Origin of the sequence: Catenulispora sp. GP43, assembly GCF_041260665.1 — a bacterium.
Classification (GTDB): Bacteria; Actinomycetota; Actinomycetes; order Streptomycetales; family Catenulisporaceae; genus Catenulispora.
Genome location: NZ_JBGCCT010000012.1, coordinates 240,547 through 260,076 on the forward strand (window position 1 = coordinate 240,547; position 19,530 = coordinate 260,076).

The 19,530-nt window shown below is 71.0% G+C and carries 16 protein-coding genes and 1 tRNA gene; 8 read left to right on the forward strand and 9 right to left on the reverse strand.

Translation table 11 applies throughout. The annotated features are described in order from the left end of the window. Positions 1-7: 7 nt before the first annotated feature. Entirely contained in the window at positions 8-583 is a 576-nt protein-coding gene (locus tag ABH926_RS25100) for a TetR family transcriptional regulator (protein ID WP_370368188.1), read from the reverse strand. Positions 584-625: 42 nt separating this feature from the next. Continuing rightward, a complete protein-coding gene (locus tag ABH926_RS25105; protein WP_370368189.1) occupies positions 626-2,251 on the reverse strand; it encodes an ABC-F family ATP-binding cassette domain-containing protein in 1,626 nt (541 codons plus the stop codon). 264 nt (positions 2,252-2,515) lie between these two features. On the opposite strand from ABH926_RS25105, the gene ABH926_RS25110 reads away from it, so the two are divergent. Then, positions 2,516-5,263: an AAA family ATPase gene (locus tag ABH926_RS25110; RefSeq protein ID WP_370368190.1), complete on the forward strand. Its 2,748-nt coding sequence runs from the start codon at positions 2,516-2,518 to the stop codon at positions 5,261-5,263. On the opposite strand, the gene ABH926_RS25115 is transcribed toward ABH926_RS25110, so the two are convergent. From ABH926_RS25115 to ABH926_RS25125, 3 genes are all read right to left on the reverse strand, one after another. After that, positions 5,252-6,022: an alpha/beta hydrolase gene (locus ABH926_RS25115; RefSeq protein WP_370368191.1), complete on the reverse strand. Its 771-nt coding sequence runs from the start codon at positions 6,020-6,022 to the stop codon at positions 5,252-5,254. The two genes, ABH926_RS25110 and ABH926_RS25115, sit on opposite strands and share 12 nt — an antisense overlap. 329 nt (positions 6,023-6,351) lie before the next feature. Continuing rightward, the gene (locus tag ABH926_RS25120) at positions 6,352-6,933 is read right to left on the reverse strand and encodes a DUF308 domain-containing protein (RefSeq protein WP_370368192.1); all 582 of its coding nucleotides are present in this window, start codon (positions 6,931-6,933) and stop codon (positions 6,352-6,354) included. Between the two features lie 38 nt (positions 6,934-6,971). Then, positions 6,972-8,615, reverse strand: a complete 1,644-nt coding sequence (locus tag ABH926_RS25125) for a tannase/feruloyl esterase family alpha/beta hydrolase (RefSeq protein ID WP_370368193.1) — start codon at positions 8,613-8,615, stop codon at positions 6,972-6,974. A gap of 228 nt (positions 8,616-8,843) precedes the next feature. On the opposite strand from ABH926_RS25125, the gene ABH926_RS25130 reads away from it, so the two are divergent. The 5 genes from ABH926_RS25130 (at position 8,844) to ABH926_RS25150 (ending at position 13,344) form a co-directional block, all read left to right on the forward strand. Next, positions 8,844-9,695: an alpha/beta fold hydrolase gene (locus ABH926_RS25130; RefSeq protein WP_370368194.1), complete on the forward strand. Its 852-nt coding sequence runs from the start codon at positions 8,844-8,846 to the stop codon at positions 9,693-9,695. A 32-nt stretch (positions 9,696-9,727) separates the two neighbouring features. After that, positions 9,728-10,174: a VOC family protein gene (locus tag ABH926_RS25135; RefSeq protein ID WP_370368195.1), complete on the forward strand. Its 447-nt coding sequence runs from the start codon at positions 9,728-9,730 to the stop codon at positions 10,172-10,174. Positions 10,175-10,275: 101 nt separating this feature from the next. After that, positions 10,276-11,772, forward strand: a complete 1,497-nt coding sequence (locus tag ABH926_RS25140) for an NAD(P)/FAD-dependent oxidoreductase (RefSeq protein WP_370368196.1) — start codon at positions 10,276-10,278, stop codon at positions 11,770-11,772. A gap of 54 nt (positions 11,773-11,826) precedes the next feature. Next, positions 11,827-12,504 carry a TetR/AcrR family transcriptional regulator gene (locus ABH926_RS25145; RefSeq protein ID WP_370368197.1) on the forward strand — a complete coding sequence of 226 codons (678 nt, stop codon included), beginning with the start codon at positions 11,827-11,829 and terminating at the stop codon, positions 12,502-12,504. A gap of 75 nt (positions 12,505-12,579) precedes the next feature. Next, positions 12,580-13,344 carry an SDR family NAD(P)-dependent oxidoreductase gene (locus tag ABH926_RS25150; RefSeq protein ID WP_370368198.1) on the forward strand — a complete coding sequence of 255 codons (765 nt, stop codon included), beginning with the start codon at positions 12,580-12,582 and terminating at the stop codon, positions 13,342-13,344. A 62-nt stretch (positions 13,345-13,406) separates the two neighbouring features. Here the strand turns inward: ABH926_RS25150 and ABH926_RS25155 are convergent, their stop codons facing one another. Continuing rightward, positions 13,407-14,120, reverse strand: coding sequence for a TetR family transcriptional regulator (locus ABH926_RS25155; RefSeq protein ID WP_370368199.1), 714 nt, complete (start codon positions 14,118-14,120; stop codon positions 13,407-13,409). A 155-nt stretch (positions 14,121-14,275) separates the two neighbouring features. After that, the gene (locus tag ABH926_RS25160; RefSeq protein ID WP_370368200.1) at positions 14,276-15,223 is read right to left on the reverse strand and encodes an amidohydrolase family protein; all 948 of its coding nucleotides are present in this window, start codon (positions 15,221-15,223) and stop codon (positions 14,276-14,278) included. Between the two features lie 205 nt (positions 15,224-15,428). Here ABH926_RS25160 and ABH926_RS25165 point away from each other — a divergent pair, with 205 nt between their 5' ends. Next, entirely contained in the window at positions 15,429-15,872 is a 444-nt protein-coding gene (locus ABH926_RS25165; protein WP_370368201.1) for a YidB family protein, read from the forward strand. 206 nt (positions 15,873-16,078) lie between these two features. After that, positions 16,079-16,151: transfer RNA gene (locus ABH926_RS25170), tRNA-Ala, on the forward strand. A 64-nt stretch (positions 16,152-16,215) separates the two neighbouring features. Here ABH926_RS25170 and ABH926_RS25175 read toward each other — a convergent pair. Beyond that, positions 16,216-17,931, reverse strand: coding sequence for a tyrosine-type recombinase/integrase (locus ABH926_RS25175; RefSeq protein WP_370368202.1), 1,716 nt, complete (start codon positions 17,929-17,931; stop codon positions 16,216-16,218). 350 nt (positions 17,932-18,281) lie between these two features. Beyond that, positions 18,282-19,508 carry a DUF3987 domain-containing protein gene (locus tag ABH926_RS25180; protein ID WP_370368203.1) on the reverse strand — a complete coding sequence of 409 codons (1,227 nt, stop codon included), beginning with the start codon at positions 19,506-19,508 and terminating at the stop codon, positions 18,282-18,284. Between the last annotated feature and the right edge of the window lie 22 nt (positions 19,509-19,530).

The window sequence follows — 19,530 nt, forward strand, 5'->3', positions numbered from 1 at the left end:
CTTTCCGTCAGCCGGCCGACGACTCCTTCACCACCGCTGCCACCACCGTCCGCACGATCTCCCGCCGCTGCTCCTGGCCCGCGGCGTCCATCACCCGCATGATGTCCGGGCTGGTGAACTCCCAGAACGCGGCCATGTGCACGGCCAGCGCGAACAGCACGTCGGCCGGGAACGGGCTGGCGATCACGCCGCCGGCCAGCGCCTCGCCGATCATCGCGACCCGCTCCCGGCTGTCGCGGGCCCCGACCTCGTCCGGCGAGGCCTCGCCGCGCTCCAGCCGCTGCCAGGTGATCAGCCGGGGCAGGTCCGGGTGCTCGGCATAGATGTCGCACAGCATCACCGCGAAGCCGGGCAGGTCCTGCACGTCCAGCGGCAGGCCGTCGACGATCTGCCCGACCAGGTCGCTCCAGACCGCGTCGAACAACCCGGACTTGTTGGTGAAGTAGTGGTAGATCTGCGCCTTGTTGGACTGCGCGGCCGCGGCGATGCGGTCGACGCGGGCGCCGGTGATCCCGTGCGCGGCGAACTCGGCCCGGCCCGCCGCGATGAGACGCTGTCTGGTGGCTTCGGCGTCACGCTGCATGACCACCAGACTAACCCACCATCAACTAACCATTTGGTTGATTCACGATTTCAGAAGGCCGGCCCGACCGGCCCGGATCCCGATCCTGCGGTCCACCTTGATCCCCTCCAGGAACCGCTCGTCGTGGCTCACCACGACGAATGCCCCCTGGTAGGCGTTCAGCGCGTTCTCCAGCTGCCCGACGCTGACCAGGTCCAGGTTGTTCGTCGGCTCGTCCAGCAGCAGCAGTTGCGGCGCGGGCTCGGCGTACAGCACGCACGCCAGCGTCGCGCGCAGCCGCTCGCCGCCGGACAGCACCCGCGCCGGCAGGTGGATCCGCGCGCCCCGGAACAGGAACCGGGCCAGCACGTTCAGCCGCTGCGCGTCCGGCAGCGACGGCGCGGCCGCCGCGAAGTTCTCGGCGACCGTCTTGGCATCATCCAGCAGGTCCAGCCGCTGGGACAGGTACGCCACGCGTCCGTCGGCGCGCCGGACCGTCCCGCTGTCGGGCTCCAGATCGCCGTGGATCAGGCGCATCAGCGTCGACTTGCCCGCGCCGTTCCCGCCGGACAGCGCGATGCGCTCCGGCCCCCGGATCGTCAGGTCGATCCCGTCGCCGGCGAAGATCTCGGTGTCGCCGAGCCGCTTGCGCAGGTGCTCCCCCACGAACAACGTCCGCCCGGCGGGCACCTGGGTGTCCGGCAGCTCCAGCGAGATGCCCTGGTCGGCCCGCACGGCCTTGGCCGCCTGGTCGGCACGCTCCTTGGCCTCGCTGACCCGCGAGGCATGCATCGTCTGCGCGCTGCCCGCGGCCTTCTCAGCGCCGCGCTTCATGTTCCCCGCGAAGATCTTCGGCAGGCCGGCGTTCTTGAGGTTCTTCGCAGCGGTGCTCGCCCGCCTGTCGGCCCGCTCGCGAGCCTGCTGCATCTCGCGCTTCTCGCGCTTGATCTCCTGCTCCGCATTGCGCAGGTTGCGTTCGGCGGATTCGCGCTCGGCCTCGACCGCCTCTTCGTAGGCGGTGAAGGTCCCGCCGTAGAACCGGACCTCGCCGGCGTCGAGCTCTGCGATGCGGTCCATCCGGTCCAGCAGTTCGCGGTCGTGGCTGACCACCAGGACGCAGCCGCGCTGGCTGTCGAGGACGTCGTAGAGCTTGTGGCGCGCGGCCAGGTCCAGGTTGTTGGTCGGCTCGTCGAGCAGCAGCACGTCGGGATGCCGGATCAGCAGCGCCGCCAGGCCGAGCGAGACCACCTGGCCGCCGCTGAGCGTGCCGAGCGGTTCGCGCAGGCCCACGTGGCCCAGGCCCAGCCGGTCCAGTTCGACCCGCGCGCGGTCCTCGACGTCCCAGTCGTCGCCGATGGTGGTGAAGTGCCGCTCGTCGGTGTCGCCGGACTCGATGGCGTCCAGCGCCGCGATGACGTCGGCGACGCCCAGCACCTGGGCGACCGTTCGGCCCGCGGTCAGCGGCAGGTCCTGCGGCAGGTAGCCCAGGACGCCCTGGACCGTGACGGTGCCGGCGGTCGGCGTCAGCGCGCCGCTGATCAGGCGCAGCAGGGTGGACTTGCCGGCGCCGTTCGGGGCGACCAGGCCGACGCGTCCGGCGTCGAGGCTGAAGCTGAGGTCGTGGAAGACCGGGGTGTCGTCGGGCCAGGTGAAGGACAGGCCGGAGACCACAACAGGGGATTGAGACATGGAGGTGCCCTTGAAGAAAAGTGACGGGTGATGTGACGACGAAACGACACCGAGCCGCGGATCGATCGATCAGAACGCGCTCGGTGAACCGGGCATCTCAGTGCGAGATGTCGTCGTCGCTCAGCATGTCGAACTCCTTATTCGGGACCGCCAGCACCGTAACACGCACCACCGCCCCGAAGTAACTGACTATTTGGTTGACAGCGCACCCGACGCCCCGCTCTAATCAACTAACCAGATAGTTGACTAGCCGGAGGCGTGGATATGGAGATCGTCGGCCGCGAACGCGAACAGGACCAGCTCTCCGCCTTCATCCGCCTGGCCGGGGGCCAGGCGCTGGTCCTGCGCGGCGACACCGGCGTCGGCAAGACCGCGCTGCTGGACTTCGCGACCGGGCTCGCCGCCGCCGAGGGCCACCAGATCGTCCGGGCCACCGGCGTCGAGGCCGAGTCCGGGCTCCCGTACGCCGGGCTGCACCAGCTCCTCTACCCGCTGCTGCAGGACGCCGGCGGCAGTGCCCTCGACCCGGCGACGCGCGCCGTGTTCGACGCGGTCTTCGGCCAGGCCCAGGGCCGGGCGCCGTCGATGATGGCGCTCGGCATCGCGGTGCTGAACCTGCTGGCCCGGGCCGGCGCCGAGCAGCCGGTGCTGCTGGTCGTGGACGACGGCCAGTGGCTCGACGAGGCCACCGCCGACGTCTGCGGCTTCGTCGGCCGACGGCTCACCGGCAGCGCTGTCAAGCTGCTGGTCGCGGTGCGCGCCGATCTCCCCTCCCGGTTCGACACCGCGGCGCTGCCCGAGACGCCGGTCACGGCGCTGCCCGCCGACGACGCCGCGCGCCTGCTCGACCGCAGGCACCCGGACCTGGGACGGCAGGTGCGGCAGGTGGTGCTGGAACAGGCGCGGGGCAATCCGCTGACGCTGATCGAGCTGCCCGCGCAGTTGGCCGACGAGCCCGCGGCCGAGGATCTGCTGGTCCGCCACGGCGTCCCGATCCCCCGCCGGCTGCACCACGTCTACGGCTCCCGGATCACGGCCCTGCGCGACACCGTCCGCGCGGAGCTGCTGCTCGGCGCCCTCGACGGCGTCGGAACCCGGACCGGGGTCAGCCCGGCCCCGGGCCGCCGCCACCGCATGACAGACGTCGACGACGCGGTGGCCTGCGGCCTGCTGGACATCGAACCGGGCACCGGCGACTACACCTTCCGCCACCCGCTGGTGCGCTCCAGCGTCGTGCAGCTGGCCACGCCGAACCAGCGACGCGCGGCCCATGAGCGGCTCGCGCTCTTCCACCGCGACGACCTCGAACGCCGGGCGACGCACCTGGCCGCCGCGACCATCGACCCGGACGACGAGGTGGCGGCGGTGCTGGAGGCCGCCGCGCAGTCCGTGACCCGGCGCGGCGGCGCCCTGGCCGCGGTGACCTGGCTGACCCGCGCCGCCGAGCTGACCGAGGACCGCGCCGACCGCTCGCGGCGGCTGGCGCACGCGGCCTTCGTCGCCGCCTACGCCGCGCGGCTCGGCCAGGCCCACCGCCTGGTGCGCGCCGACCGGGCGCCCGGCGCCGGCGAGTCCGTGGCCTCGGCCTCGGCCGACGCCTATGCGGCGCTGTACCGGGAGGGCGACGTCCGCTCCACCGAGCGGCAGGTCGTGGCGGCGATCAAGGAGCTGCGGGACAGCGGCCGGGCACAGCCCGAGGACATGTCCCGGCTGGTGGCCCAGCTGCTCGCCATCGGTATGTTCGCCGGCGACCAGCCGGCCTGGGAGCGCATCTACGAGCTCATCGACTCCCTGGACGACTGCCTAATCGACGAGCAGACCCGCATCTATGCCAACACCTGCAGCGACGTGGTCCGCCACGGCGCAGGCTGGGCCGAGCCGGTGGAGCGGGCCGCGACGATGCTGGCGGAGCTGGAGCCCTGGGACGTCACCCGGCTGGCCGCCGCCGCGTACTTCCTCGACATCCTGGGCCGCTTCCGCCCGCATCTGCAGCGGACCGTGGACCGCGAACTGGCCACCGGCGCGGTGGTCAGCGGGGTCGTCATGCTGCGGCTGATCATGCTCGACCAGGTCGGCTGCGGCGAGTGGGAGGAGGCCGAACGGACCGGGCAGCGGGCCCTGGACCAGGCCGTCGAGCACGGACTGGAGCTCTACGCGTACCAGGCCCGGGTCTGGCTCGCGCACCTCGCGGCGCTGCGCGGACAGCTGATCCGGGCCCGCGACCTGCAGGGCGTGGTCGACGCCTGGGCCCGGCCGCGCGGGCTCGGGATGCTGACGCAGACCGCCGACGCCGTCGGCGCGCTGGCGGCACTCAGCGCCGGCGACTACGAGGCGGCGTATCTGTACGCCATCGGCATCACCGAGCCCGGGCAGTTCCGGCCCTACGCCGTCCAGGCCCCGCGCACCCTGCTCGAACTGGTCGAAGCCGCCCTGCACACCGGCCGCGCCGAGCAGGCCCGCCGGCACGCGCTCGCGGCCCGCGACGCCGGCCTGCCGGCCCTCTCGCCGCGGCTGGCCGTCCTCACCTACGGCGCCCTCGCGATGACCGCGGAGTCCGACAGGGAGGCCGCCGAGATGGTCGCGCTGGCCGAGTCGCACCCGGAGGCCGCACGGTTCCCGTTCGAGCTGGCCCGCATCCGGCTGGCGCACGGGGTCCGGATCCGGCACGTCCAGGGCCGGACGGCGGCGCGCCGCTTCCTGGCCCCGGCCGCGGAGACCTTCGAGCGCCTCGGCGCCGGCGGCTGGACCGAGCGCGCCCAGGCCGAACTGCGCGCCACTGGCGCCGCCCCGCGCCTGTCGGCGCTGAGCCTGGCCTCCCTGACCTGGCAGGAACGGCGGATCGCGGAACTGGCGGCCGGCGGGCTGACCAACAAGGAGATCGGCAAGCGCACGAACCTGTCGCCGCGCACGGTCAGCTCGCACCTGTACCGGATCTTCCCGAAGCTGGGGATCACGACGCGCGCCGCGCTGCGCGACGCGCTGAGCCGGAGCGGCGAACTTTCAGAAGCCTGAGACGTTGTCGGCGAGCCAGGTGAGGACGTAGTCGGCGACGTCGCGCCACCCGCTGTCGATCACGAGGGAGTGCCCTCGGTCGGCGAACTGCTTCAGCTCGGTGGCCGCGGTGGAGTCCCCGTAGAGCTTGTAGGCGGCGCGGGTGACGGCGTCCGTCACCATGCGGTCCTCCTGGCCGGAGACCAGCAGGAGCGGTCCGCGTGCGGCGTTGCCGGTGTCCACGGCGATTCCGTCGTCGGTCAGCAGGTGACGCGGCGACGGCAGGACGTAGCGCTCGTACAGCTTCGCCGCTTCCTCCTCCCCGACGGTGTTCGCGACGAGGTGGCGGAACTGCTGGCGTGGCATCGACACGAAGCCGTCGTGCTCAATAGGAGCGCCGAAAGGGTTCGCCGCTATACGATTCGGCACCCCGGGCTCCACAAGGCCAGCCGGCGGCTGCGGCGCGATCGCCACGGCGGCCTGCCCGATACCGGCCCCGAGCAGCCGCTGGGCGATGAGCCCACCGAGCGCATGACCGACGAGCACCGCCGGGGTGTCACAGGATCGCGCGACGCGCTCGTAGTGCGCGAGGAGCTCGCCGATGCGCAGATCGCGGAGCGGGCCGGGATTGCGCCGGGCCGCCTCGATGGTGGGCTCCTCCCCGGGCCAACCCGGGACGTCCACGGTGTAGCCGTGTCTGCCGAACCGCTCTGCCCAGGCCTCCCAACTCGAGGCGTGAAGCCACGCACCGTGGATGAGGACTACAGGGGTGGGCTGCACGACGGGGCCTTCCGACGACGGGCGGGCATCGGCCGCCGGGCGGCCCCGGCGGCTCGTTGATGATCTCCCGGACGAGTGCCGGGTCGGAACAGTCGGATGACTGAACACTGCGACACGGTGACGCGGAACGATTGTGCTGAAGAGAAAAGGGCCTTTTCTGACGGCTTCGCGCGGGTCGAAGACGGATCCCGCTGGTGGCGCGATGAGGTTGAGCGACTCGTTTCGCGCTGGCGTCCGGCGGTCGTGGCTGGCCAACCCAGAAACGCCGAAAAGGAGTCCGGACCCACCCCCGTCCCGGGGTAGGGCCCGAACTCCGCGGCGCACCCAGCTCAGACCGGCTGAACCGTACCCCGGCGCGCCTTCCAGGCCAGCAAGCCGGCCTGGACGATGAAGAAGATCCCGCCGCCGGTGGCATAGACGGCCAGGACCGACAACGACGGCTTGTCCCCCGCGGCCTGCGCGTCGTAGAAGGCGCCCACGACGAACGACAGCCCGCCGGCGATCAGCATCGGCCACTGCTTGCCGAGCTCGGGACCGCGTCGCCGCAGCCCCACGACCACCTGCGCCGCTCCGGACAGGACCGCCCAGGCCCCGAACGTGGCCAGCGCCGCCGCCGCGCCGCTCGCCCCGCCGGCGATTCCCACGCCGATCGCGGCCAGCGTGCTCAGCACCCCGTTGAACGCCGTGACCCGGCGCTCGGGTCCTTCGGGGCCCCAGCGGTAGTCGAACACGGACGACACCGCGTCGAGCAGCGGGTAGGCGACCAGCAGCGTGACCGCCGCCCCGCTCAGAGACTCGTGGACCTTGTAGGCGTTCGCGAAGGCCGCGGCCCACGCCACCGCCAGCACACCCCGGGTGAAGTACAGCCGTGTCAGGGGGCTGCGTCCGGCATCCGCCGTTGTCGTACTCATGGCCTTCTCCTTAGTGCTCGGGTTTCAGGCCGGCCTCGTCAGCCGCGCGAGGCACTCACGCAGCGGAAGTCGGCCGGGTTCGCCACGTCGCCGTGGCCGGTGTAGCGGGACACCATCGGGTAGCGGCACACGTCCCGGGTGAAGCTCTGGCCGCTCGGGTTGGTCAGCGTGGCGTGCAGGACGCTCGGGGCCTTGCCCTGCTCGACCCACTTGGTGAGCGAGGCCATGTCGTCCACGCCGCCGCCCTGCAGACCGCAGTGTGCGACGCCGGGCGCCAGGAACACGCGGTAGAACTCGTCCACCTTCTTGGTGCCGCCCATCGTGGCGTCGACCTTCTGGCGGTAGTCGACGGTGCCGCCGGTGGGGATGATCTGGTCCGCGGCGCCCTGCCAGGTGATCAGCTTGCCGCCGGCCTTGCGGAAGGCCGACAGGTTCGGGTTGTTGTCGGCGATGACGCCGTCGTACTGCGCCCGCGCCTTCTGGAAGATCTGGTCGAACTGCGCGTAGGTCAGGTTCGCGGAGCTGAACGCGGGGTTCTTCTCCACGAACGTGGCGACCCAGACCGCCGGGACGAAGAACGGGTCGCCGGTGGTGGTGCCGTCGGTCGCGGTCTTGGTGGCGGCCAGCACGGAGAAGTCCGCGCCGACCGGCAGGCCGGACCACAGCCGCTTGCCGTTCGCGTCGCGCGGGCCGTCCCAGATCTTGCGGACCACGTCCGCGTCGGCGGCGGTGATCGTGACCGGCTTGCCGTCGCACTGGATCGTGGTGCCGATCAGGCGCCGCGGGTCGAAGTCGCAGGCCGCGGGGTTGCTGATCAGGCCGTCGACGGCGCCGTCGAGCTTGTCGCAGGCCTTGAGCACGGCCGCGTTGAAGGCGTTGAACTCACAGGTGGTCGGGTAGGTGTGCTCCTCGCTCATCACCACCTGCGGCCACAGCGTCGACACCTCGAACTGGTTCCAGTTGATGGCCGGGGCGTCGGCGTTGATGCCGTTGTAGTCGTTCGGGTAGAGCTGAGCCTCGGCGTAACCCTGGCGGCCGCCGGTGGAGCAGCCGTTGAAGTACGAGTAGGACGCGGCGTGACCGTACACGTCGGCCACGACCTGCTTGCTGACCACGGTCATCTCGTGGACCGAGCGGGAGGCGAAGTTCTGCAGCAGGCCGGTGTTGATCTGGCCGGCCGAGTTCAGCGCCCAGCTGGTGTCGAAGGCGTTGCCGACACCGGCGTCGGTGGTCGCCGTGGCGTAGCCGGACTTGACCGCGGCGGCCAGACCGCCGCCCTGGTCGTTGGCCTGGTACGCGGCGCCGCCGACGGCCTGGAAGCGGCCGTTCCAGCCGGTCTGGGGCAGCCAGACCTGGACCTTGGCGTGGTCATTGAGCCCGGGGTGGGTCAGGGTGACGGTCACTTCGCAGTGCGCCGGGACGTCGGGGACGGTGGCGCCGCCCAGCGGAGGCGTGCCGGGCACCACGTAGTTCCCGGCCGGGACGGAGGTCGCGGTCACGGACTCCACCGCGGTGCCGTCCGGCGCCGGAAGCTGGAAGGGCGCGCAGGTGTAGCCCGCCGCGGCCGGGGTCACGGCGGCGGTCGTCGCAGGGGCCGCGAACGCGGTCACCGGGACGTAGACAGCGGCGCCCACGAGCGGCACCGCGGCCGCCGTGATGGTCACTAGCCGTCGTCGTTTCATGGTTCTCCTCGGGATCAAGGGCGATGAAGTGCCTGGTGTCGGGATGGCGCCTTCACTTTCGCGGCCGTACCGCCCCCGGCACATCAGTCACGTGACGCTCAGTCTTCGCCGGCCCCGACCCGGCTCAACGGCCCCCAAGACTGGGAGTCAGATGACCGATGTGTGCGTCACGGCGGCCGGGTGACAGTGATGCCGCACCAATGACCCAGCCCTCGAAAGGGATCTGCCATGCCTACTCTCCCCTCCGGCCGCAAGAGCCGTATCGTCGCCGGTTCCACCGCTGTCGTCGGCGCCGCCGCGGCGCTCGGCGCGTTCGCCCTGACCGGCACCGCGGACGCGGCGTCCCGTCCGGCGGCCGCCGACCATGCCCCCAAGCCGACGGTCATCCTCGAGCACGGCGCCTTCGCGGACGCCTCCAGCTGGGACGGCGTCATCACCGACCTGCGCCGCGACGGCTACCCGGTGATCGCCGCGGCGAACCCGCTGCGCGGCCCGGCCTCCGACGCCGCCTCGCTGCGCGCCGTGATCGAGCACGTCAAGAGCCCGGTGATCCTGGTCGGCCACTCCTACGGCGGCTCGGTCATCAGCGAGGCGGCCGTCGGCGAGAAGAACGTCAAGGCCCTGGTCTACGTCGCGGCGTTCCTGCCGGCGCCCGGCGAGAGCGCGCTGCAGCTGACCAACCTGTACCCGGGCTCGACGCTGCCGGCGACGCTGGACCCGGTGCCGTTCACCAACGCCGACGGCAGCACCGGCACCGACCTGTACATCCAGCAGGACAAGTTCCCGCACCAGTTCGCCGCCGACGTGCCCGCCGACCAGGCGGCGCTGATGGCCGAGACGCAGCGCCCGATCGCGCAGTCCGCGCTGGAGGAGAAGGCCACGGCCGCGGCATGGAAGACCATCCCGAGCTGGGACGTCGTCACCACGCAGGACCTGAACATCCCGCCGGCGGCGCAGGAGTTCATGGCGAAGCGCGCGAACGCGCACGTCACCAAGGTCGCTGCCTCGCACTCGGTCGCGGTGTCGCACCCGGGTGCGGTGGCCGACGTCATCGAGCGCGCGGCCCGCGCGACGCGCTGACCCTTCGCCGACATCGACCAAGAGGCTCACTCATGGACATGAAGCTGGAAGTCGTCATCGTGCCGGTCTCCGATGTGGACCGCGCGAAGGCCTTCTACATCGAGAAGCTGGGGTTCCGCCTCGACGCGGACTTCCCCATCGAGGACGGGTTCCGGATCGTGCAGGCCACGCCGCCGGGCTCGGAGTGCTCGATCATCTTCGGCGACGGCCTCACGCCGGCCGCGCCGGGGACGTACCAGGGCCTGCACCTGATCGTCACCGACATCGAGGCGGCGCGCTCTGAGCTCGCCTCGCGGGGCGTCGAGGTCAGCGCGCCGTTCCGCGACGTCACCGGGGCCTTCCACCGCCCCGGCACGGCGAAGCAGGTCCCCGGGCTGCACCCCGAGCGGCTCAGCTACGGGAGCTTCGCCTCGTTCGAGGACCCGGACGGGAACCAGTGGTTCCTGCAGGAGATCACGCAGCGCGCCCCCGGCCGCTGAGTCCTCTCCCCCGATACCGCCGAGGGGCGGCACCTCCCCGTCCACACCCCCGCCGCCCCTCGGCTCGCCTTTCCCCCTCAAGCCGTTCTGGAGTCAGGACCATGCCAGGTACCCCCACCCGCACCTTCGACGTCATCGTGATCGGCGCCGGCCCGGTCGGCGAGAACGTCGCCGACCGGACGACCGCCGCCGGCCTGGACACCGTCGTCGTCGAGGCCGAGCTCGTCGGCGGCGAGTGTTCGTACTGGGCCTGCGATCCCAGCAAGGCGCTGCTGCGGCCGGTACTGGCGCACAGCGAGCTGCACGGCGTCCCGGGCCTCGAGAGCGCCGCGGATCAGCCTCTTGACGCCTCGGCGGTGCTGAAGCACCGCGACGCCTGGGCGAGCCAGTGGGACGACGCCGGCCAGGTGGAGTGGCTGGACAAGGCCGGGATCAGCCTGATCCGCGGCCACGGCCGGCTGGCCGGTCCGAAGGAGGTGACCGTCACGACGCCGGAGGGCGACCTGCTGCTGCTGACGGCACGGCACGCGGTGGCGGTCTGCACGGGAACGTCGGCCGCACTGCCGCCGCTGCCCGACCTGGAAGCGCTGCGGCCATGGACCAGCCGCGAGGCGACCAGCGCGAAGGAGGTGCCGGCGCGGCTGGCGATCCTCGGTGCGGGGGTCGTCGCGGTCGAGATGGCGACGGCGTGGCAGGCGCTGGGTGCGCAGGTGACGCTGATCGCCCGGGAGCCGGGCCTGCTGCCGCGCGTGGAGCGGTTCGCGGCGGATCTGGTGACGGAGCGGCTGCGGGAGTCAGGGGTCGATATCCGTTTCGATTCGGGCATCGCTTCGGCCGTGCGACAGGGTTCTTCCGATTCCAACTCCAACTCCAACTCCACCTCCAATTCCAATTCCAGCCAAGTGCTCATCACCCTGATCGACGGCAGCGAGATCGTCGCCGACGAGCTGTTGCTGGCGACCGGCCGCGCGCCGCGGACCGGCAACCTCGGCCTGGAGACGGTGGGCCTTCAGCCCGGCGACTGGCTGACGACGGACGACATGTTCACCGTCGAGGAGGTCTCCGGCGAGTGGCTGTACGCGGTCGGGGACGTCAACCGGCGCGCACTGTTCACCCACCAGGGCAAATACCAGGCGCGGATCGCCGGAGCGGTGATCGCCGCCCGCGCGCATCGGCGTCCGCTGGACATCCGGCGGTGGAGCCGGTTCGTGGGGACGGCCGACCACGTCGCGGTGCCGCAGGTGGTGTTCACCGATCCGGAGGTCGCCAGCGTGGGGCTGACGACGGCCGAGGCCGAGCGGACCGGCCAGGCGGTGGACGTCGTGGACTACGAGATCGGTCAGGTCGCGGGCGCGGCGATGTACAAGGCCGGCTACCGGGGCCACGCGCGAATGCTGGTCGACCCCAAGCGGCACACGGTCCTCGGCGCGACGTTCGCCGGACCGGGGGTCGCGGAGCTACTGCACTCGGCGACGGTCGCGATCGCCGGGGAGGTGCCGGTGGAGCGGCTGTGGCACGCGGTGCCGGCGTTCCCGACCATCAGCGAGGTGTGGCTGCGGCTGCTGGAGACGTATCGGGACCAGTCCACGACGGTCTAGCTCCTCACACAGGACCTAGAGTCGAGGCAGGTCGAGTCCGGAGCCGGAGGCGCCATGAGCAGCACGACACTGACCGCGAAGGGCCGGGCCACCCGCGCCCGCATCGTCGAGGGCGCCGCCGATCTGCTGCGGGAGTCGGGCGTGGAAGCCACCACGCTCGACGACGTGATGGCCCGCACCCGGACCAGCAAGAGCCAGCTCTTCCACTACTTCCCGGCTGGCAAGGAGGAACTGCTGCTGGCCGTGGCCCGGCACGAGGCCGACCGGGTGCTGGCGGACCAGGAGCCCTATCTCGGGTGCCTGGACACGTGGGAGGCCTGGGAGCGGTGGCGGGACGCGACCGTCCGGCGCTACGAGGAGATGGGCGACCAGTGCCCGCTCGGGGCGCTGTCCCTGCACTTGGGACGCAGCACGCCGGGAGCGCGGGCCGTGGTCGTGGCGCTGCTGCGGCAATGGCAGGCCTCGCTGGCCGCCGGCGTGCGCGCGTTGCAGGAGGCCGGGCGGCTGCCCGCGTCGGTCGACGCCGACGAGCGCGCCGCCGCGCTGCTGGCCGCGATCCAGGGCGGGGTGGGCATTCTGCTGGCCACCGGCCAGGCGTACCACCTGCGTATCGCGCTGCACCAGGCGGTGGCCGACCTACGGCGCCTCGGCACCCCTTTGGCCCCCGCCACGCCTGCAACTCCCGCAACTCCCGCAACTCCCGCAACTTTCGCGACCCCCGCGACCCGCTAAGACTGGACTTGATAGTCCATTTTTCCCCTCGCAAAGTGGTTCCCGCAGGTTGGAACGAGAACTCAGGAGTGCGAGATGAGTGGACGTCTGCAGGGCAAGCGCGCGCTGGTGACCGGCTCGACAAGCAACATCGGCCGCGCCATCGCCGAGGCCTTCGCCGCCGAGGGGGCACACGTGATCGTCTCCGGCCGCGACACGACACGCGGCGAGGAGGTCGTCACCGGCATCCGGGCCAAAGGCGGCCGCGCCGACTTCGTCCGCGCCGACCTCGACGGCAGCCCCCAAGCCTCCCGCGAACTGGCCGAGGAAGCCGAGGCCCTCCTGGGCGACGGCATCGACATCCTGGTGAACAACGCCGGCATCTACCCGCCCGGCAACACCCTCACCACCGACGACGAAACCTTCGACCGCGTATACGCGGTGAACGTGAAAGCACCCTTCTTCCTGACACAGGAGATCGCCCCGCAGATGGCAGCCGCAGGCGGCGGCGCCATCATCAACCTCGGCTCCTGGGTCGCCCGCCTCGCAGTCCCCGTCGGCGCCCTGTACGCCTCCACAAAGGGCGCGATGGAGACCCTGACCCGCGCCTGGGCCGCGGAATTCGGCCCGGAAGGCGTCCGGGTCAACGCAGTGTCCCCCGGCGTGATCCTGGAACCGACGCCCGGCGAGGCCCACCCCGGCGAGGTGATGATGAACGGCACCCCGGCCGGGCGCCTTGGGAAGCCGCAGTACATCGCGGACGCGGTGGTGTATCTGGCGAGCGATGAGGCTTCTTACTTGCACGGGACGGTGCTGGACGTGGACGGCGGACGGACGGCGGCTGCGGTGATCGCGGCTTAGGGCTTCAGGCCCTTGATTTCCCCGGCTGCCTGAGTCCCGGCTGCCTTAGTCCCGGCTGCTTGTCAGTCCAGCGCTTCCTGAACCCGCTGCACTACCCGCCACATAGGCGTCCCACGCCGTGCGACGACCACCATGACGTCCTCTTCCGGCTCCGCCGCACGCGGCGCGGAGGGGACGTCGTCGGCGTAGGTGGCGCGGACCCATTCCAGGGCGTGCTCGACGAGTTCGGCGGGGTCGCCGCGGCCGTCGGAGCGGAGCCAGCCGCGCAGGGCGTGGTTGTGGGCGGCGACCACGGCCGCGGACACGACGTCGGCCCGCAGGTCGCCGTCGGCGCGGCCGGCGTAGCGGGCCCGCAGGAACGCGGCCAGGGCGCGCTCGTAACGGCGGACGACTGCCAGCTCGTGCGTGCGCAAAGCCGGGACCTGGCGGGTCAGCCGGTAGCGGGCCAGGGAGAACTCGGGGTCTGCCGCGTACATGGCCAGGACCATGCGGGCGGCGTCGCAGACCCGGGAGACGGGGTCCTGGGCGAAGCCGGACTCGTCGGCGAGGAAGGCGGACATGCGGGCGAGGGTGCCCTCGTGGTCGGGGAAGACCACCGACTCCTTCGAGGGGAAGTAACGGAAGAACGAGCGGCGGCCGACTCCCGCGCGGGCCACAATGTCGTCGATGGTGGTGGCGTCGAAGCCGTGCTCGGCGAACAGGGCCACCGCCGCCGAGACCAGCGCGTCGCGCATCGCCGGGCGGGGCTCGGCGGGGACAGGCTGGTCGGCGGACATGGGTGGACGGTAACACCGCTCGCGAGGGGTCCCCATATCGATGCGGTCCGCGTCACACGGGAGGTTGCCCTTGTGGCCACCGGTCGCCGCGCCTGCCGGCCTCAGCCGCCCTGCCGGTCTCAGCCGCCCTGCGAGCCTCAACCACCCTGTCGACATCAACCACCCATCCACTCGAACGCGTTCCGGTCGACGATCGCCTTCGCCTGGTCCTCCGGCAGCCCCGCCGCGAGGATGTACTCGATGTGGTCCCGCAGCGACGATCCCTGCTCGAAGGGGTAGTCGGTGCCCAGCAGCAGCCGCTCGTGGCCGGCCACCTCCGCCGTCAGGCGCAGGGCCGCCGGGAGCGGATTCGCGGTGTCGTAGGCGATGCCGCGCATCAGCTGCCCGGCGCTCGGCGCGTCCTTCGGCAGGAACCAGTCCCGGTGCCGGTCCAGGCGCTGGATGAGGAACGGCAGGTAGCCGCCCAGGTGCGGGGCGATGATCCGGATATCGGGATACTTCACGGTGATGCCGGCCTGGAACAGCTGCAGGACCGCGGTCGAGACCTCCGCGGCGTGGCCGATGACCCAGTCGAGCTTGGACGCCTGCATCAGCGGCGAGCCGGCGGACTCCCCGACTGGATGCACCAGCAGCACACCCTTGCGCCGGTTCAGCGCGGCGAACAGCGGGGCGAAGTCCGGGTCGCTCAGGGGGCGGCCGAGGATCGAGGTGCCGACTGCGGCCCCGGGCATGCCGTCCTGCTCCATGGCCCGGTTGAGCTCGTCGACGGAGGCCAGGATGTGCGGAAGCGGCAGCGTGGCCAGGGCCCGGAAGCGCTCCGGGTGCGCCGCGACGGTCTGGGCCAGCGCCAGGTTCGCGCACCGGGCCGCCTCCACGGCCGCCGTCGGGTCGTCGGTGTAGGGCCCCTGCGGGCAGGTCGAGAGCAGTTGCAGGTCCACGCCGACCGCGTCCATCGCCGCCAACCGCGACCGCAGCTCATGCTCGCTGTCACCGCCGCCGAGCGCCCGCACCCCCCGCGTCCCGTCCCCGCCGTCCCGCCGCAGCTCGTCCAGCAGATCCAGGTAGGCGGCGGGGAACAGGTGCGCATGGACGTCGGCTCTCATGCCGCCCAATCTGTCCCCGGGCCCGCCCCACGGCGTCCCGGAACCCCGGCCCCACCCGCCGTCCGGACGAAGCCCCCGCAGCCCGTTGCCCCGAACGGCTGCCTCCGCCAGCCCACACCCGCCCCCCGTGCCGAAGGCTCTTACGTGGCCCGCGTACACGGCCCGGCGCCACCAGGCCCGGGCCCACCTCGAAAGGCGGAATGCCATGACTGACACCCCGGACCTGGGCAAACTCTGGAAACAGCTGACCGACAACATCGGCGGCGGCATGAGCGGAGCCCTGGAGAAGCTGAAGAACAGCAGCATCGGCGAGCAGGTCCAGTCCTGGATCGGCAAGGGCGAGAACAAGCCCGTCAACGCCGACCAGATGACCCAGGCCATCGGCCAGGAACGCATGGAGAAGATCGCCCAGCAGGCCGGCACCACCCCCGAGAAGGCAGCCCAGACCATGGCCGACAAGCTCCCCGGCATGGTCGACAAGATGACCCCCGACGGCCAACTCCCCGACCCCCAGTCCATGAAGGCCAACGCGGCCAGCGCCACCCAAGGCACCCCCGCCGCAGCAGCCATGGACAAGGCCATGGGCACCGCCACCTCCGGCGCCCAACCCCAGCCCGCCCGCACCAACCCCAACCCGCCCCCGATGTAACCACCGGGACCCACGGGACCCCCAAGCGGCGCCCCAGCGCCACCACCCCCACGGCCGGACCCCGCACCCCGGGGCCCGGCCGCGCCACGCCGAAAACCCGCAGGTAGCGAATCGATTTCCCTTCCAGCCGCAGCTCTGGCTAATATAGGCAACGCCCGCCGGGGAGATCAGCAAGATCGATCGAAGGTCTCACCGGGGGACCAGATGGGGCTTTAGCTCAGTTGGTAGAGCATTTGTCTGGCAGACAAAAGGTCAGGGGTTCAAGTCCCCTAAGCTCCACGGAAGTACCAGCGGAAACGCCCCCGAGAATCTCTCGGGGGCGTTTCTGGTCTCAGTTCTGGTCTCATTCGCCGTCCGCTGGACCGGCATTCCCCTCTGTCGTTCCGCCGAAGTAGAACGCGTCTTGGCGACCCGCGATCTCCCGCCGCATCGTGTCCGTGACGTGTCCGTACCGCAGCAGCATCGCCGGGTCAGACCACCCCATGATGTCCATGGTCGTTCGAGGTGCGACCTCCAGCAGCGCCAGCACGGTCGCGGCGGTATGCCGCGCGTCGTGCAGCCGCTTCATGTCTACCCCGGCCTCAGCGAGGATGGCGTACCACTCGGTGCGGTCCGCCTTCGGGTCGATCGGCCGTCCATCCTCCTGGCAGAACATCCAGTCACCTTCCTGCCACGCCGAACCGGCGTGCTCACGCTCCCGCTTCTGGGCTGCCTCGTGCTCCATCAGCATGTCCCAGAGCCGATCGGGGAAGGCGTGCGTGCGCCGGCCAGCCTTCGACTTCACCGCGACCTCGACCAGCCCGCCGCCATGGCGCTGCGGGCACCGGCGGGCGTGGTCCATGCAGCCGGGTGCGCACGGCGGCGGGCAGGGCCGGGTGTGCTTCTTGCACGGTTCCGGACACGGCTCGACCTTGTGCCGCGCTCCTGGACACTCCGCAGGGTCAGGGCATCCGTGCTGCCAGGTCTGCCGCTGAAGCTGCTTGCGGACCCTGATCGAGCGCTTCTTGTGGTCCACCCGCTCCCACTTGAAGCCCAAGCACTCCCCCTGGCGGTCGCCGAAGACCAGGGCCATGACGTACCGGAGTCCGTTCCGCCGCCGTAGCGCTGCGGCGATGACGCGCTGAGCTTCCTCGGGCTCCAGCGGCTCGACCTCGTCATCGTCGTCGCCAGCGGGCCCCACCTTGGCCAACGAAACGGGATTGGACGTGACCACCTTGCGCCGAACCGCCTCGTTGAACGCCGCCCGCGCGGTCCGGTGCACGGCCGCCACGGTATAGCCGCTCAACCCAGACGCCTCGATCTTCGTGTACAGCTTCTCGAAGTGGTCCGGTTCCATCCGGTCCATCCGGTGCTCGCCGAGGCCAGGCTTCAAGTGCTTGCGGATGGCGCTGCGGTGTCCGGACAGCGTGTTGAACCGCGCGGTGCGCGCCTCGATGTTCTCAACCCAGTGGTCGAGCCAGTCCCCGAACTTCGGCACGCGGCTCGGCTTCCGCTTCAAACCGGAGTCGCGCTCCTGCTCCAGCTTCCGAAGCTTCTTCATCACCTCCGCCTCGTCGGCTCCGCGCACGTGGCGCCGGTCCGGCTTCCCGTCGTCGCGGGTGCCCATGGTCACCCGCCCGTGCCACTTCCCGTCCTTGTCCTGGTAGATGCTGCCCGCGCCGTTCGGGGCTCGGGTGCCCTCAGGCCGAATGCGCCGGGGCTTCGCCTTTGGCTTCGGCTGCCTCGCCTTGGTCGTGGGGCCATCGTCCGCCGCCGGCGCCTTGCTCTTCTTCTCGACGGCTGGCTTGGTCGGCGGTAGCTGCGGCGGGAGAAATGCAACCGGCTGGGGCTTGGGGCGTGAGGTGCGCGGCGCGTCAGGATCTTCCGCCACCTTCCGGGCAACGTAAGCGTCGATCTCGTCAGCCGGAACGCGACGGGCCCGCCCGATCGGCACACTGCCGATCTCGCCGTCGCGGATCAGTCCGAACATCGTGGTTCGGCCGATGCCGAGCAACTCGGCCGCCTGCTCGACCGTGTGCATCACTCGGGGCTGGTTGGGTTCCGACGTTGGTTCGGTCACGGTTCTACTCCTAGTCGTTGCTGAGGTGGAGAGGGAGCCCCCACCTGGGTGGTTTCAGGGTGTTCCGACGCGCGGCCCTCACTGGATCGGTAGGGCTCCGCGCTGTCCTGCGGGTTCGTAGAGGTCGGGCGAAAGAAGCGAAAGAAGCGAAAAAGGGCCATTGACCTGCGTGCTTGAGTTCGCGGCTCCGGCGAAAGAAGGCGAAAAAAGGGTCTGACGTGCCCGTTCACTCTTTCGACCTGGTCACAAGGTCAGGGCCTTGCGCTCGCCTTGCCACGGCGATGCTATTTCCGCAACTCAGACCCTTCTTTCGCCTTCTTTCGCCACAGCGGCGAAGCCGTTCGGCCAGGTCAGGGACCTTCTTTCGCTTCTTTCGCTTTTTTCGCCGCCACTGCCCACACGGTCGCGGTACGCCCCGCGCTGGCCTGTTCGCGGCGCTCGACCTCTGCCAGGGCTTCGAGCTTGCCCAGCAGGTCATCCAGCGCGGAGCGAGTCAGCTTGCGGGAGAACACAGCAGAGATCTGCGAGCGAGTCAGCCCGGACGGACCCGCCTCGATCAGCGCCGCGAGGGCCTTGTCTAGCTGCGGGTCACCTGTGCCAGAGGCTCCGCCGAGCACGAAGGCGGCGGTGGCGCGGGAGTAGTTGACCAGGTGGTATGCGGCCGTCAGGTGCGCCACATCCACAATGGCTTTGGCGTCGGCCAGGGCGTAGACCATGGCCAGCCGTCGCGCGTAGGGCGTGGCACGGGCGGTGAACTGCGCCACCGGCCCGTCCGCCGGCGGTGACTCCGACAGCGCCGGATAGGCCACCTCGGTCCAGAACTCCCGGGCGTCCGGGGTCAGGCCGACCTTTCCGGCGTCGCGGGCCTTCATCAGATTGGTGGCCATCCGGTCGCCCAGGCTGTTGATCAGCTGCTCGTCGGCGCCTTCGCCTTCTGGGATGACCTTGGTGCGTTCTGAGTAGATGGGCAGGAACCGGTTGTAGGTGCCGCCGGCCATCTCGGAGTTCTTCACGCAGGCGCGGAACTCCCCGGGGGTGATGTGCGCCAGGATCGAGATGCGTGGGGCGGTGGCGCGCAGCTTGGCCTTGGTCATCACTGCCAGGTCGTCGCCGTCCCAGGCCTGGCGCACTACCCCGCCCAGGCTGTTGCCCTCCCGCGCGGAGCGGCGCATGGTCACCGAATACTCGGTCTCCACCACCAGCCGCGCCTTGCCTCCGGGCACGATCAGGCGGCCCTTGTTCGCCGGGTCGTCTGGGTCCTCATCGGCGACAGCGGCGATCAGCCCTTCGCCGGAGGACAGGCCGGTGGTCAGGCCTTCGCTCCAGAACGCCGGGTCGGACGGCCTCAGGATCGACCGGGCCACGCCCCAGGACGTGCCCTTGCGTCCGATGCTGGTGTGTCCCAGGATCAGCGGCCAGATCAGCGGCGGGTGCGAGTCGGCGCCGATCCGCACGAACGGGGACGGGCCGACCATCACGCCATAGCCCGCCAGCAGCGTCGCGAGCACCGCCACCGGGTCAGCCTCAGAGGTCTGGCACAGCTTCAGCGAAGCTTCACCGAGCAGGCCGTGGTACACCGCCGCATCCGGCTGCGGCCGA